Source organism: Nocardia implantans (assembly GCF_035544775.1).
In the GTDB taxonomy this organism is placed as follows: domain Bacteria; phylum Actinomycetota; class Actinomycetes; order Mycobacteriales; family Mycobacteriaceae; genus Nocardia; species Nocardia implantans.
The window spans coordinates 12,771-26,897 of the sequence record NZ_JAYKYQ010000023.1 but is presented as its reverse complement, the minus strand read 5'-3'; the positions used below and the strand labels follow the sequence as shown (position 1 = coordinate 26,897).

Sequence of the window (14,127 nt, the reverse complement as noted above, 5' to 3'; positions counted from 1 at the left end):
GGTGCCACGCGACGGACACCGGTCCGAGCCGCGTCGGAGTGCGGGGGCGCCAACCACGAACGACGCCGCAGCGGGTCAGTCCGGTGTGCCGCTCAGGTAGCTGCGCAGCATCGCGGTGACGGCGGTGATCTGGTCGACCGGCACGTGCTCGTCGCGCTTGTGCGCGAGGTTGGGATCGCCGGGGCCGAAGTTGACGGCGGGGATGCCGCGAGCCGCGAAACGCGAGACGTCGGTCCAGCCGTACTTCGCGCGCACACCGCCGCCGCCGTGGCGCTGCACCGAGGCGATGAGGTCCTTGGCGGCCGTGGCCGTCAGCCCCGGCAGCGCGCCCGGCGCCGCGTCGATCACCTCGAAGGACAGCTCGAGCCCGGCGAAGACCTCGCGCACGTGCTCGACGGCTTGGTCGATGGTGCGGTCGGGCGCGAAACGGAAGTTGACCTCCAGCTCGGCGGCATCCGGCACGACGTTGCCCGCTACTCCGGCCTCGACCCGCACCGCGGACAGGCCCTCGCGATAGACGCAGCCGTCGATGTCCACTTCCCTGGCGCGGTAGTCGGCCAGCCGCCCCAGTATCGGAGCCAGCCGATGAATCGCGTTGTCGCCCAGCCAGGCCCGCGCCGCGTGCGCGCGCACGCCGGAGGTGCGCAGCCCGATACGCATCGCGCCCTGGCAACCGGCCTCGATCCAGCCGCCGGACGGTTCGCCGAGCACGGCGAGGTCGCCGGTGAGCCACTCGGGCAGGTCGCGTTCGATGTGGCCCAGGCCGTTGAACTCGGCGGCGATCTCCTCGCCGTCGTAGAAGATCAGGGTCAGGTCGTGTACCGGGTCGGCGACGGTGGCGGCCAGGTGCAGGAAGACCGCGTCGCCGGATTTCATGTCCACCGAGCCGCAGCCGTAGAGGACTCGCTCGCCCGCCTCGTTCACCGCGAACCGGCCTGGCACGTTGTCGGCGATCGGCACGGTGTCCAGGTGCCCGGCCAGGATCACCCGGGTGGGCAGCCCGCGATGGGTGCGCGCCAGCACCACGTTCCCGTGCCGGAGGATCTCGAACCCCGTGGTCTGCTCCCGCAGCGCGCGCTCCACCACATCGGTGACGGCCGCCTCGTCGCGCGAGACGCTCGGGATGTCTACGAGCGCGGCGGTCAAGGTGATCGGGTCGGCATGCAGGTCGATGGTCACGCGCTTCACCCTACGACCGGTCCCCCACCACGGCCGCCGGTACCGGCCGGTGTGCCGCCCCTCGCCCGGGATAGCCGTCCGCGCGGACGACGTCGGCAACCACCGGGTCGGCGATATATCAGCGGCATGGTCGGAACCTGCCGCTACGCGGACGGCGCGGCCCGGTGGGCGGACCGACACGTGCGCAGCAGCAGGTCCCCACCAGGACACTCGGCCCACCGGTCCGGCAGCCGGACGTGTATCGAGCCTGGTGATCGGGGTCGCCGGAGCAGCCGCACCATTGCCCGGCACGGGTCGGTAACCTCTAGGCCGTGAGTATCCAGGGAGCAGCAGCCATCGGTATCGCCAACGTGACCGCGGACGGGACCGTGCTGGACACGTGGTACCCGAACCCGCAGCTGGGCGAGTTCGCCGAGACCGGCACCAAGCGGCTGGACGAGGCGCCCGCCGAGTACGCGGCGCTGCTCGGCTTCGACGACGCGCGCGGGGTGGACGTGATCGCGGTGCGCACCACGATCGCCGACCTGGCCGCGGCCCCGGTCGACGCGCACGACGTCTACCTGCGCCTGCACCTGCTCTCGCACCGCCTGGTCAAGCCGCACGAGGTGAGCTTGGACGGCCAGTTCGGCCTGCTGACCAACGTGGTGTGGACCAACCACGGCCCTGCGGCGGTCGATGGCTTCGAGGCCACCCGCGCGAAGCTGCGCGCCCGCGGGCCGGTCACGGTGTACAGCGTGGACAAGTTCCCGCGCATGGTCGACTACGTGCTGCCTTCCGGCGTCCGCATCGGCGACGCCGACCGGGTCCGCCTCGGCGCGCACCTGGCCTCCGGCACCACCGTCATGCACGAGGGCTTCGTGAACTTCAACGCGGGCACCCTCGGCGCGTCCATGGTCGAGGGCCGCATCTCCGCGGGCGTCGTGGTCGGCGACGGCTCCGACATCGGCGGCGGCGCGTCCACCATGGGCACCCTGTCCGGCGGCGGGACCACGGTCATCTCCATCGGCGAACGGTCCCTGCTCGGCGCGAACTCCGGCCTCGGCATCCCCCTCGGCAACGACTGCGTCGTGGAAGCCGGCCTCTACCTCACCGCGGGCACCAAGGTCACCACCCCCGACGGCACCCTGATCAAGGCCGCCGAACTGGCCGGCCGCGACAACCTCCTGTTCCGCCGCAACTCCACCACCGGCGCCGTCGAAGTGGTCCCCCGCAAGGGCACCGGCATCGAACTCAACGCCGACCTCCACGCCAACGACTGAACCACTTCCGCGAGTGGCACATGGTGGAGAGGTCTTCTCGCAACCGTGTGCCACTCACGAAGCTCTCATCAGGCGGGAGCCTGGGCCGGGAGGCCGAAGGCGATGATCCGGTGCGGGTGGATGCGGATCATTTCGCGGGAGACGCCGGGGATGTAGGGGTCGACGTCGGTGAGGGGTTCGGCGGTGCCGCGGATCTCGAGGCAGCGGACTCGCCATGGTTGGACCGACGCGACGTCGTCGACGACGAACGCGACGCGGTCGTTGGTGGCGAGGTTGCGGAACTTCCGCGAGGCGCCCATGTTCCAGCCCGCGATGTCGATGGTGCCGAGGTCGGCGTTGTAGCGGAAGCCGACCGGGTTGTTCTGCGGGGAGCCGTCGGGGCGGACGGTGGCCAGGCGGCCCAGCCGCTGGGTGCTCAGGTAGTCGATCTGTTCGGGGGTCAGGGTCGCAGTCATGCGCCGACCGTAGAACCTCTACCTAGCTCGAGGTCAATCGTTCGCGGTCAGCCCAGCTGCTTCTTCTGCACCTTTCCCATGGCGTTGCGCGGCAGCGCGTCGACCACGCGGATCTCACGCGGGCGTTTGTGCACCGAAAGTTCCCCGGCCACATGGTCGATCAGCTCGCGTTCGGTCGCGGCGTCGCGCAGCACGACGAACGCGGTGATGCGCTGGCCGAGGTCGTCGTCGGGCAGGCCGACCACCGCGGCCTCCGCCACCGAGGGATGGCCGAGCAGCACCGTCTCCACCTCGCCCGCGCCGACCCGGTAACCGCCGGACTTGATCAAATCCACCGATTCCCGGCCGACGATGCGATGAAAGCCATCCGGGTCGATGGCGGCGACGTCGCCGGTCCGGAACCAGCCGTCCTCGGTCCAGCTCTGCGCGGTCGCCTCCGGGCGGTTGAGGTAGCCGTCGAACAGCATGGGCCCGGAGACTTCCAGACCGCCGATGCTCTCGCCGTCGTGCGGCACCGGAGACCCGGACTCGTCCCTGATCCTGGTGCGCACGCCGCGCACCGGCGTGCCGACCCAGCCCGGCCTGCGCTCACCGTCGGCCCGGGTGGACAGCGTGATCATGGTTTCGCTCATGCCGTAGCGCTCGACCGGCGCGTGCCCGGTCAGCTCGCGCAGCCGCTCGAACACCGGCACCGGCAGCGGCGCGCTACCGGAGACCAGCAGCCGCGCGCCGGCCAATCGCTTCGCCGCGTCGGGATCCTCCACCACGCGCGACCACACGGTGGGCACCCCGAAATACAGCGAACCCTCGGCCGCCGCGTACGCCTGCGGCGTCGGCTTGCCGGTGTGGATCAGCGGGCTGCCCACCCGCAGCGGTCCGAGCAGGCCGAGGATCAACCCGTGCACATGGAACAACGGAAGCCCGTGCACCAGCGTGTCGTTCGCGGTCCACGCCCATGCTTCGGCGAGGGCGTCCAGACCAGCGGCGATCGCGCCGCGGCTGAGTATCACCCCTTTGGGCAGCCCGGTGGTCCCCGATGTGTAGAGGACGAAAGCCGTGGCGCCCGCATCGGGTTCGGGATAGGTGTGCCAGGACCTGGCGTGCCGCCGCACCGGCACCACGGGCAGCTCGGCGCCATCGGGCGCTTTCCCCAACCACGCCTGAGCACCCGAATCGGCGAGGATGTGCGCCCGCTCGGCGGTTCCCGAGTCCGGGGGCACCGGCACCACCGTGACGCCCGCGATGAGGCAACCCACCACCGCGAGCACGGTCTGCACGGTCGGTTCGGCCAGCACCGCCACCCGTTCCGCGCGCGCGACGCGCTCGGCCACCGATGTGGCCGCGCCGAGCAGATCACTGCGTGAGAGGGTGGTCCCGTCGATGGTGACGGCGTCGGGGATGTCCGCTCCGCCTGCGACGGCGAGCGGGTTCAGGGAGCTGAGCAGCGGCGGACCGAACGGCATTCGCTCACGCTACTTCGCCGAATGGACGCCGGCGTCGCGGCATCCCGCCTGAACCGACGTCGAACGTGACGGTTGACACTCGCGCTGACGTGGTGAGAACGTTGTCGTACAGCTTTCTCAGCACTGCGAGGTCGACGATGACCAGGCCACTTCCCGCGACGCATCGTCCCGAACCGCCGGATTCCTTCGACATCGGGCAATACATCGACGGCGTGGCGGGCCTGTTCGGCGGCGTCGCGAACGTCGTCATGCAGCTGAGCAACCCTCCGGTCGGCTACGGCGTCGTGGAGAGCACTGTCGACAGCGGGAATGTGATGCTGCATCCGATCAAACGGCTGCGCACCACGCTGACCTACCTCGCCGTGGCGACGCTCGGGACCGACGAGGAACGCGCCGCCTACCGCGAGGCGGTCGACGTCTCGCATCGTCCGGTGCACTCCACCGACGCGAGTCCGGTGCGCTACAACGCCTTCGATCCCACGCTGCAACTGTGGGTCGCGGCCTGCCTGCACTGGGGAGCGCAGGATCTGTACGAGCGCATGCACGGGCCGATGGACCAGGCGACCGCCGACGCGTTCCACCGTCTCGGCGCCCGGCTCGGCACCACTCTCCAGATGCCCGAGGCGATGTGGCCCGCCGACCGCCGCGCCTTCGCCGAGTATTGGGCCGCGCATCTCGCCGAGACCAGCATCGACCCGACGGTCCGGGCCTACTTCGACGACCTCATCGACCTGCGCATGCTACCCCGGCTCGCACAGGTGGCCCTCGGCCGCCTGCACCGCTTCTTCGTGACCGGCTTGCTGCCTCAGCATCTGCGCGACGAGATGGGGATGACCTGGACCGACCGCGACGAGCGCGTACTCGGTCACATCCTGCGCACCGTCGGGGCCACCCAGTCCCGGCTTCCGCGACCGGTCCGCATGTTCCCGCTCAACGCCTATCTGCTGGATATGCGCATCCGGCGCCGCCTCGGGCTCCGGCTGGTCTGAACCGTCCGTCGTTTCACCACAGTTATCACTGGGCAATCGCATCTCGTACTGCTGATCGCGCCCGCGACGCGATCCGGCGCCACCGGCCAGGAGGAGACGATGGGCTACCGAACGACGTTGACCGGGCTGATCGCCTTCGCGTTCCTGGCGCTGTCCGCACCGGTCGCCGGTGCGGAGGACTCGGCCGAAACCGAGGTCGCCGCAGTGCCGCCGCGCACGGCGATCTCCGTGCGCACCGCGATCGGCATCGGCTGGGGTACACCGAACGAGCACGAGTCCCGTTCGAGCCTGTCGCTGGCCAAACTCTTCCTCACCGACTACGCCCTGCGCCACGGCGACGGCTCACCCGAAGACCGTGCGCTAGGTGAGCGAATGATCCGCTACTCCGATGACGGAGCCGCGACCGCGATGGAGGCCAAGTATCCCCAGGCCATCGCGGCCGTCGCCGCCGAATACGGACTCACCGAGACCGTGCCCGGCCCCGGCTGGGGCGCTGGGGCGACCAGCGTCGCGAATGTGTCCGACTTCCTGGCCGTGAAACTGCGCACCGATCCAGGATCGCCGATCTTCGAATGGATGGCCGCCGCCGGATCGACGGCGCAAGACGGCACCGAACAGGACTGGGGCACCGCCCGGTGGCCGTTCGTCCAGGGCACCAAGTGGGGCTGGTCGGATCTGGGTGAGCCGGAGGTCGCCTCGACGTCCTTCGGTCCGGGTTTCGCGGTGACCGCGCACACCCGCGGCACTGCGGCCGAGCAGACCGCGGACGTCATGGCCGCGCTCGGAGCCATGCTGTTCGGCCTGCCGCAGCACCGCTGAGTCAGCGCACGCGGAAGGACACCACCACGTGATCGCGCGCGAACTGCCGGATCGCCGCGTCGTCGCCGAGCGGGATGACGGTCTGCGGCGTGAGCGCCAGTGACAGCGCGGTGCGCGCGATCATCTCGGCCAACGGCGCCGGATCGTAGTCGGGCAGCTTGCCTTCGCGCTGCAAACGCGTGACGAACTCCGCGACGTAATCCCGGCCGAGTTCGATGACCGGCGCCCCCTGGGTGGTGAGGTAGGGCAGCACGAGTTCGGGTTCGGTGGCCAGCAGCCGGTGGATCAGCTGATTGCCGCGCAGGCCGTTGATGAACGCGGCGAACAGTTCGACGATCTGTTCCTCCGCGCCGGCGTCCCGGTCGACCTGACGCTGGAGCGCGGCGTCGACCTCCTCGATGAACTCGCGCGTCTGCCGCAGCCCGACGGCCCTGATCAGATCGGACTTGCTCGCGAAGCGGCGGTAGAGCGTGGCCAGGGACAGGCCGCCGCGACGGGCCACTTCCACCATGCTGGTCCGCTTGATGCCGAAGTCGAGGAACGCCAGCAGCGCCGCGTCGAGCACCCGCGCCTGGTTGCGATCCTCGGGGGCAGCGCTGCGCACCAACGGCAGCAGTCTGGTCAGCCTGGCCATACCTCAACCCTATCCGCAACGGCGACACGATGACACTTTCAGCATCGCACACCGTCACCACCGCCTCGCGGCGATTGACAGGCTTCCGAGTCGATGAGATGGTTAGGGCATAATCTTCTCATCGACCGATCCGCTGGGATCGGGCGGACACGAAAGACGAGGTCGACGATGACCGCGCCGCTGCGCACCGCCGAGCAGGAACCGGATCCGAGCCAGACCCTCACCCCAGAGACGGCCGCGCAGTACGTCGACGGCATCGCCGCCTTCCTCGGCGGCGCCGCCAACGTCATCATGCAGCTGAGCCTGCGCCCGGTCGGCCGGGGCGTCCTGGAGAGCACCGTCGACAGCGGCAAGGTCACCCTGCATCCGATCAAGCGGCTGCGCACCACCCTGACCTACATCGCCGTGGCGCTGCTCGGGTCGGACGAGGAACGCGACGCCTACCGCGAGGCCGTCAACGTGTCGCACCGGTCGGTGCGCTCCACCGCCGCGAGCCCGGTCAAGTACAACGCCTTCGACCCGAATCTCCAGCTGTGGGTCGCGGCGTGCCTGTACTGGGGCATCGATGACCTCTACACCCGGATGCACGGCCCGATGGACGACGCGGCCGCCGACGCCTTCTACGCCTACGCCGCGCGCCTGGGCACTACCCTCCAGATGCGGCCGGAGATGTGGCCGGCGAATCGCGCCGAGTTCCAGCGGTACTGGGAGGAGAACCTGAAACTGCGCGGCATCGAGCCGGAGCTGCGGGAATACTTCAACGGCCTGATCGACCTGAAGATGATGCCGCGACCGGTGCAGGTGGGCTTCGCCGGGTTGCAGCGTTTCGTCGTCACCGGCCTGCTTCCGCAGCACCTGCGCAACGAGATGGGCATGACCTGGACCGACCGCGACCAGCGGCGGCTGGACCGGCTGTTGCGGGTCATCGGAGCCGTGCACGGACGGCTGCCGCGCGCGGCGCGCATGTTCCCGCTCAACGCCTATCTGTTCGACCTGCGCAGGCGCCTGCGACAGGGAAAGCCGCTGGTCTGATCACCTGTCCATGTGCGGATAGCGGAAGTCGACGGGCGGCACGAACGTCTCCTTGATCGTCCGCGGCGCTACCCAGCGCAGCAGGTTCAACGGCGAGCCCGCCTTGTCGTCGGTGCCGGAGGCGCGTGCTCCGCCGAACGGCTGCTGCCCCACCACCGCGCCCGTCGGCTTGTCGTTGACGTAGAAGTTGCCCGCCGCGAAACGCAATGCGGCGTCGGCCTGTTCGATCGCGTACCGGTCCTGCGCGAACACCGCGCCGGTCAGCGCGTAGGGCGCCGCCGACTCGACTTCGGCGAGTATCGCGCTGTAGGCGCCGGGCTGGGTGTCGTCGTAGACGTACACCGAGAGGATCGGCCCGAAGTACTCGGTGGCGAACGATTCGTCGCGCGGGTTGTCGGTCAGGAAAACCGTCGGCCGCACGAACCAGCCTTCGCTGTCGTCGTAGGTTCCACCGACCGGGATGGCGACGCCCGCGTCGGCGGCGCGCCGGACGGCCGCCACGTTCTTGTCGTAGGCGCGCCGATCGATCAGCGCCCCACCGAAATTCGACAGATCCGCCACGTCGCCGTAGGTGAGCCCGTCGGCGTCGTGCAAGAACTCATCGCCCATCGCGCGCCAGACCGACCGCGCGATGTAGGCCCGCGAGGCCGCCGAGCATTTCTGGCCCTGGTATTCGTAGGCGCCGCGAATCAGAGCGGTGCGCAGCGCGCCGGGGTCTGCCGAGGAGTGCGCGACGATGAAGTCCTTGCCTCCGGTCTCCCCCACCAGGCGCGGATAGCCGTGATAGCGACCGATATTCGCGCCGACCTGCTGCCAGAGATACTGGAACGTCTTGGTGGAGCCGGTGAAATGGATACCGGCCAGCCGCGGATCGGCCAAGGCCACCTCCGACAGTTGCGCCCCGTCACCGGTGACCATGTTGATCACGCCGGGCGGCAGGCCCGCCGCCTCCAGCAGCCGCATCGTGTGGAAGGCCGACAACGTCTGCGTCGGCGAGGGCTTCCACACCACCGTGTTGCCCATCAGCGCCGGCGCGGTCGGCAGATTCCCGGCGATGGCGGTGAAGTTGAACGGCGTGATGGCGTAGACGAATCCTTCCAGCGGCCGATAGTCCATCCGGTTCCACACCCCGGCGCTGGAGCGGGGCTGCTGCTCCAGGATCTCGCGCGCGAACGCGACGTTGAACCGCCAGAAGTCGACCAGTTCACACGGCGCGTCGATCTCGGCCTGCTGGGCGGATTTCGATTGCCCGAGCATGGTGGCCGCCGCGATCGTCTCCCGCCACGGCCCGGCCAGCAGGTCCGCGGCGCGCAGCAGCACCGCGGCGCGCTCCTCGAACGGCAGCGCTCGCCAGCCCGGGGCGGCGGCCGTCGCGGCGTCGATGGCCGCGTGCGCTTCCGAATGCGTCGTCTGGGTGTAGGTCCCCAGCACGTGCCGATGCCGGTGCGGGGCGACGATATCGTGCCGTTCGCCGAGACCGGGCCGATGCTTGCCGCCGATCACCAGCGGCACGTCGACGGACTCGGCGGACAGCTCGGCGAGCTTGCCGAGCAGTAGCTCCCGTTCCGGACTTCCGGGCGCGTAGGAGTGCACCGGTTCATTGGCGGGCGTAGGGACAACCGTGACAGCGTCCATACCTCAGGCTAGCTCGCCGGACAGAGCCGACGCGGACGCCGACACGCCGCTGCACAAGGTGGTGCGGCGACCAGCCGCCTGAGCGTTTGCTGCGCTCGCCGGAGCCGGGCGATGCCGGCGTCAGCCCGCGGCCAGCCGTTCGGCCGCCGCCGTGATCCGCTCGTCGGTCGCGGTCAGCGCGATCCGCACGTGCTCGCTCGCGCCGGGGCCGTAGAAGTCGCCGGGAGCGGCGAGGATGCCTCGATCGGCGAGCCATTCCAGCGTGGTCCGGCACGGCTCCCCGCGCGTCGACCACAGATACAGGCCCGCCTCGGAGTGATCGATCCGGAAACCCGCGGCCTCCAGCGCTGTGCGCAACACTTCGCGGCGGGCGCGGTAGCGCTCCCGCTGGCGCGCCTCGTGCGCGTCGTCGCTGAGCGCGGCGGTCATCGCGGCCTGGATCGGGAACGGCACCATCATGCCCGCGTGCTTGCGCACTTCGAGCAGTTCCGCGATCAGCTCCGGGTCGCCGGTCACGAATCCGGCGCGGTAGCTGGCCAGATTGGAGGTCTTGGAGAGCGAATGCACGGCCAGCAGGTTGGTGTGGTCGCCGTCGCACACCTCGGGGTCGAGCAAGGAGACGCCGCGCCCTTCCCAGGTCAAGCCCAGGTAGCACTCGTCGGAGGCGACGATGACATCGCGCTCCCTGGCGAAGGCGACCACCTTGCGCAGATGGTCGACGCCGAGCACCCGGCCGGTGGGATTGGACGGCGAGTTCACGTAGATCAGCGCGGGCGTCTGCGGACCGAGCCGGGTGAGTCCGTCCGCGCGCAGCACCTGCGCACCCGCCAGCAGCGCGCCGACCTCGTAGGTGGGATAGGCGACCTCGGGGATGACGACCAAGTCGCCCGCGCCGAGTCCCAGCAGCCGGGGCAGCCCCGCGATCAGCTCTTTGGTGCCGATCGCGGGCAGCACGGACGCGGGCTCCAGTCCGGTGATCCCGTAGCGCCGCTTCAGCGCGTCGACCGCGGCCGTGCGGAGCTCGGGGGTGCCGTGCGTGGTCGGGTAACCGGGGACCGCGGCGACGGAGTTCAGCGCCGTCCGGATCAGCGGGTCGACCGGGTCGACCGGAGTGCCGACGGACAGATCGACGATCCCGCCGGGGTGGGCGGCCGCCCGAGCCTTCACCGAAGCGATGGTGTCCCAGGGAAAATCGGGCAGCAGACTGCTGACCCGGCCACGCGGTGACACGTCAGATCTCACTCACTCGCCATCGGGGGCAGTTCCTTGATGAACGGCGGGTCGTAGTCGACCTTGCCGACCTTGGTCGCGCCGCCGGGCGAGCCCAGCTCGTCGAAGAAATCGACGTTGGCGTTCACGTATCCGCTCCACTGGTCCGGGGTGTCGTCTTCGTAGAAGATCGCCTCCACCGGGCACACCGGCTCACATGCACCACAGTCCACGCACTCGTCGGGATGGATGTACAGCATGCGACCGCCCTCGTAGATGCAGTCCACGGGGCATTCCTCGATGCATGCCTTGTCCTTCACGTCAACGCACGGTTCAGCGATGATGTACGGCACTGCCGCTCTCCTAGTCTGTCCTCGCCTGCGGGATAGTCCGCCCGGCGAAACCCTATCCCGGCACCCCACGTTACTACTGGTCAGCCTGCCCTAACTTCGGGCCCGGCGCACGCCGACGCGAGGCACGATTCGGACTCCGCCACCCGCCGTGCGCGCCGGGGACCACGTTGCGGGAGGTAGCGCCGGAGCGCGCGGCGGCGGGGCCGGAATTGCGCCGGTCCCGGCCGCCCGCACCCTCGAGCTGGAACCTCTTGTTGTCGCCGGAACCCGAAGCGATCGGCGTATCAGTCGACCAGTACCGCCTGCAGCCCCGGGGAGACGGACGATCCCCTGTGCTTCGGGACGCCATAGGTCGTCGTCCGCTCTCGGGCCGGCCGTCCGATGCCGGAGGCGATCTCCACCAGCTCGGCGACCGTCTTGGCCGAGCCGTGCTGCGAGCCCGCCATCCGGGAGATCGTCTCCTCCATCAACGTGCCGCCCAGATCGTTGGCTCCGCTGTTGAGCATCACCCGGGTGCCGGTGATGCCGAGCTTGACCCAGCTGGTCTGGATGTTGTGGATCCGGCCGTGCAGCATGATCCTGGCCAGGGCGTGCGCGGCGCGGTTGTCCCGGTTGGTCGGCCCCGGCCGCGCGGCGCCGGCCAGATACAGCGGCGCGCTCTGATGCACGAACGGCAGCAGCACGAATTCGGTGAAACCGCCGGTCTCGTCCTGGATGCCGCGCAGCACCCGCAGGTGCCCGACCCAGTGCTTCGGGTTGTCCACGTGGCCGTACATCATGGTCGAACTGGACCGGATGCCGACCCGGTGCGCCGTGGTGATCACGTCGATCCACGCCGAGGTGGGCAGTTTGCCCTTGGTGAGCACCCAGCGCACCTCGTCGTCCAGGATCTCCGCGGCGGTGCCGGGGATGGTGTCCAGCCCCGCCTCCTTCAGCGCGACCAGCCAGTCCCGCACGCTCTGACCGCCGCGCGAGGCGCCGTTCACGATCTCCATCGGGCTGAACGCGTGCACATGCATCGACGGCACCCGCTGCTTGACCGCCCGCACCAGGTCCGCGTACCCGGTGACCGGCAGGTCGGGGTCGATGCCGCCCTGCATGCAGACTTCGGTGGCGCCGTCGACATGCGCCTCCCAGGCCCGGTCGGCGACCTCTTCCGTGCTCAGGGTGAACGCGTCCGCGTCGCCCTTGCGCTGGGCGAACGCGCAGAACCGGCACCCGGTGTAGCAGATGTTGGTGAAGTTGATGTTCCGGTTCACCACGTAGGTGACATCGTCGCCGACGGTGTCGCGGCGCAGCTGATCGGCCAGCGCGGCGACCGCGTCCAGTTCCGCGCCGTCGGCCGTGGCCAGCGCGAGGTACTCGGCGTCGCTGAGCCCGGCCGGATCGCGTTCGGCGGCGCGCAGCGCGGCGAGCACGTCGGAGTCCAGCCGCTGCGCGGGGGCGACGGCGAGGTCGCGAGCCTGTTCGCGAATGGTGTCCCAGTCACCGAAGGCGCCGACGATGTCCTGCCCGAGCGCGGCATCGCTGCGGGCCTCGGTGTTGCGGCCCTCGGTGTCGATGGCGGTGTTGAGGTCGACGCGTCCGGCCGACTCCCAGGACTCGTCCGGCTCCTGCCAAGGCAGGCCGACCGGGATCGCGTCCGGATTCGCCAGCCCTGTGGCGGGGTCGGTGAGCGCGGCGACGTGCGCGCCGATTCGCGGATCGACCCACGGGTTGCCCGCGCGCACGTACTTCGGGTGCGCGGAGGTCCGCTCGACCAACTGATAGCCCGCCGCCTCCGTGATCTCCCGCAGAGTGTCCAGGTTCGGCCACGGCCGCTCGGGGTTCACGTGGTCGGGCGTCACCGGCGAGACGCCGCCCCAGTCGTCTATGCCCGCATCGATCAGCGCGCGGCACTCGGCGTGCGAGACCAGGTTGGGCGGCGCCTGCACCGGCACGTCCGGCCCGAGCAGGATGCGGGTGACGGCGATGGTGGCGAGGAATTCCTCCAGGCCCGCGTCCGGCACGTCCCGCATGGCGGTGTCGTCCTTGGCGCGGAAGTTCTGCACGATGACTTCCTGGATGTGCCCGAAAGCCTTGTGCTGCTTGCGAATCGCCATGATCGACTCGGCCCGCTCCGCCATCGTCTCACCGATGCCGACCAGGATGCCGGTGGTGTAGGGCACCGAGAGCCGTCCGGCGTCGGTGATGGCCCGCAGCCGCACGGCCGGGTCCTTGTCGGGGCTGCCGTAATGGCAGTTGCCCTTCTCGGTGAACAGCCGCGACGAGGTGGTCTCCAGCATCATGCCCATGGACTGCGCCACCGGCTTGAGCCGCGCGATCTCCTCCCACGACATCACGCCCGGGTTCAGGTGCGGCAGCAGGCCGGTCTCTTCCAGCACCATGATCGACACGGCGCGCAGGTAGTCCAGCGTGGAGTCGTATCCGCGCTCGTCCAGCCACTGCGCGGCCTCCGGCCAGCGGTCCTCGGGCCGGTCGCCCAGCGTGAACAGCGCCTCTTTGCACCCCAGTGCCGCGCCCTTGCGGGCGATGTCGAGCACCTCGTCGGGCTCGAGGAACATGCCTTTGCCCTCGGCGCGCAACTTGCCGGGCACCGTCACGAAGGTGCAGTAATGGCACTTGTCCCGGCACAGCCGGGTCAGCGGGATGAAGACGTTGCGGGAATAGCTGATCGTCTTCGGACGCCCGGCTGAGGCCAGCCCGGCGTCGCGCACCCGCGCGGCGCTGCGGCAGAGATCGGCCAGGTCGTCGCCGGTGGCGTGCAGCAGCACGGCGGCCTCGTCCACGTTCAACGTGACACCGTCGCGGGCCCTGCGCAGCGCCCGGCGCATGGCCGAAGGACTGGGCGGCGCGGATGGGACGCTCGGGTTCGGTAGGTCGGTCACGCCCTCGATCATGCGCTACACATCCGGAACTGTCTCCCTCCAGTGCTGGTTGCGGCGAAGCGGGCCGGCCACGGCTCCGCTCGCCACGGAGCCCACGCGGGGACGCGGAGCGCCGTCGAGCGTTGACAACTGCGCGGTAGCCGAGGCTATTCCGTGCCGCCGCCCCGCGCTCGGTCCGCGACGGTGGGAGTCGATCCCGCCCGGACGACGCG

12 protein-coding genes are annotated in these 14,127 nt (G+C 70.0%); 4 read left to right on the top strand and 8 right to left on the bottom strand.

Annotation, left to right across the window (positions count from 1 at the left end; translation table 11 throughout):
• Nucleotides 1–75: 75 nt before the first annotated feature.
• On the bottom strand, nucleotides 76–1,179 hold the full coding sequence (gene dapE / locus U3653_RS32865; protein WP_195082625.1) for a succinyl-diaminopimelate desuccinylase: 1,104 nt from the start codon (nucleotides 1,177–1,179) through the stop codon (nucleotides 76–78).
• Nucleotides 1,180–1,490: 311 nt separating this feature from the next.
• Here dapE and dapD point away from each other — a divergent pair, with 311 nt between their 5' ends.
• Nucleotides 1,491–2,438, top strand: coding sequence for a 2,3,4,5-tetrahydropyridine-2,6-dicarboxylate N-succinyltransferase (gene dapD, locus U3653_RS32860; RefSeq protein WP_195082624.1), 948 nt, complete (start codon nucleotides 1,491–1,493; stop codon nucleotides 2,436–2,438).
• Between the two features lie 68 nt (nucleotides 2,439–2,506).
• Here dapD and U3653_RS32855 read toward each other — a convergent pair whose 3' ends face one another.
• Entirely contained in the window at nucleotides 2,507–2,893 is a 387-nt protein-coding gene (locus U3653_RS32855) for a PPOX class F420-dependent oxidoreductase (protein WP_195082623.1), read from the bottom strand.
• 47 nt (nucleotides 2,894–2,940) lie between these two features.
• The gene (locus U3653_RS32850) at nucleotides 2,941–4,356 is read right to left on the bottom strand and encodes an acyl-CoA synthetase (RefSeq protein ID WP_195082622.1); all 1,416 of its coding nucleotides are present in this window, start codon (nucleotides 4,354–4,356) and stop codon (nucleotides 2,941–2,943) included.
• Nucleotides 4,357–4,493: 137 nt separating this feature from the next.
• On the opposite strand from U3653_RS32850, the gene U3653_RS32845 reads away from it, so the two are divergent.
• Nucleotides 4,494–5,345, top strand: a complete 852-nt coding sequence (locus tag U3653_RS32845) for an oxygenase MpaB family protein (protein ID WP_195082621.1) — start codon at nucleotides 4,494–4,496, stop codon at nucleotides 5,343–5,345.
• 99 nt (nucleotides 5,346–5,444) lie between these two features.
• The gene (locus U3653_RS32840; RefSeq protein WP_195082620.1) at nucleotides 5,445–6,164 is read left to right on the top strand and encodes a hypothetical protein; all 720 of its coding nucleotides are present in this window, start codon (nucleotides 5,445–5,447) and stop codon (nucleotides 6,162–6,164) included.
• Nucleotide 6,165: 1 nt separating this feature from the next.
• On the opposite strand, the gene U3653_RS32835 is transcribed toward U3653_RS32840, so the two are convergent.
• On the bottom strand, nucleotides 6,166–6,798 hold the full coding sequence (locus U3653_RS32835) for a TetR/AcrR family transcriptional regulator (protein ID WP_195082619.1): 633 nt from the start codon (nucleotides 6,796–6,798) through the stop codon (nucleotides 6,166–6,168).
• 168 nt (nucleotides 6,799–6,966) lie between these two features.
• Between U3653_RS32835 and U3653_RS32830 the strand changes: the two genes are divergently transcribed.
• Nucleotides 6,967–7,830, top strand: coding sequence for an oxygenase MpaB family protein (locus U3653_RS32830; protein WP_195082618.1), 864 nt, complete (start codon nucleotides 6,967–6,969; stop codon nucleotides 7,828–7,830).
• On the opposite strand, the gene pruA is transcribed toward U3653_RS32830, so the two are convergent.
• From pruA to U3653_RS32810, 4 genes are all read right to left on the bottom strand, one after another.
• Nucleotides 7,831–9,465, bottom strand: coding sequence for an L-glutamate gamma-semialdehyde dehydrogenase (pruA, locus tag U3653_RS32825; RefSeq protein WP_195082617.1), 1,635 nt, complete (start codon nucleotides 9,463–9,465; stop codon nucleotides 7,831–7,833).
• Between the two features lie 120 nt (nucleotides 9,466–9,585).
• Nucleotides 9,586–10,695 carry a succinyldiaminopimelate transaminase gene (gene dapC / locus U3653_RS32820; RefSeq protein ID WP_195082664.1) on the bottom strand — a complete coding sequence of 370 codons (1,110 nt, stop codon included), beginning with the start codon at nucleotides 10,693–10,695 and terminating at the stop codon, nucleotides 9,586–9,588.
• A gap of 8 nt (nucleotides 10,696–10,703) precedes the next feature.
• Complete coding sequence (gene fdxA / locus U3653_RS32815) at nucleotides 10,704–11,027, bottom strand: ferredoxin (protein ID WP_014987978.1); 324 nt, start codon at nucleotides 11,025–11,027, stop codon at nucleotides 10,704–10,706.
• A 284-nt stretch (nucleotides 11,028–11,311) separates the two neighbouring features.
• Nucleotides 11,312–13,927, bottom strand: coding sequence for a bifunctional FO biosynthesis protein CofGH (locus tag U3653_RS32810; protein WP_195082616.1), 2,616 nt, complete (start codon nucleotides 13,925–13,927; stop codon nucleotides 11,312–11,314).
• Between the last annotated feature and the right edge of the window lie 200 nt (nucleotides 13,928–14,127).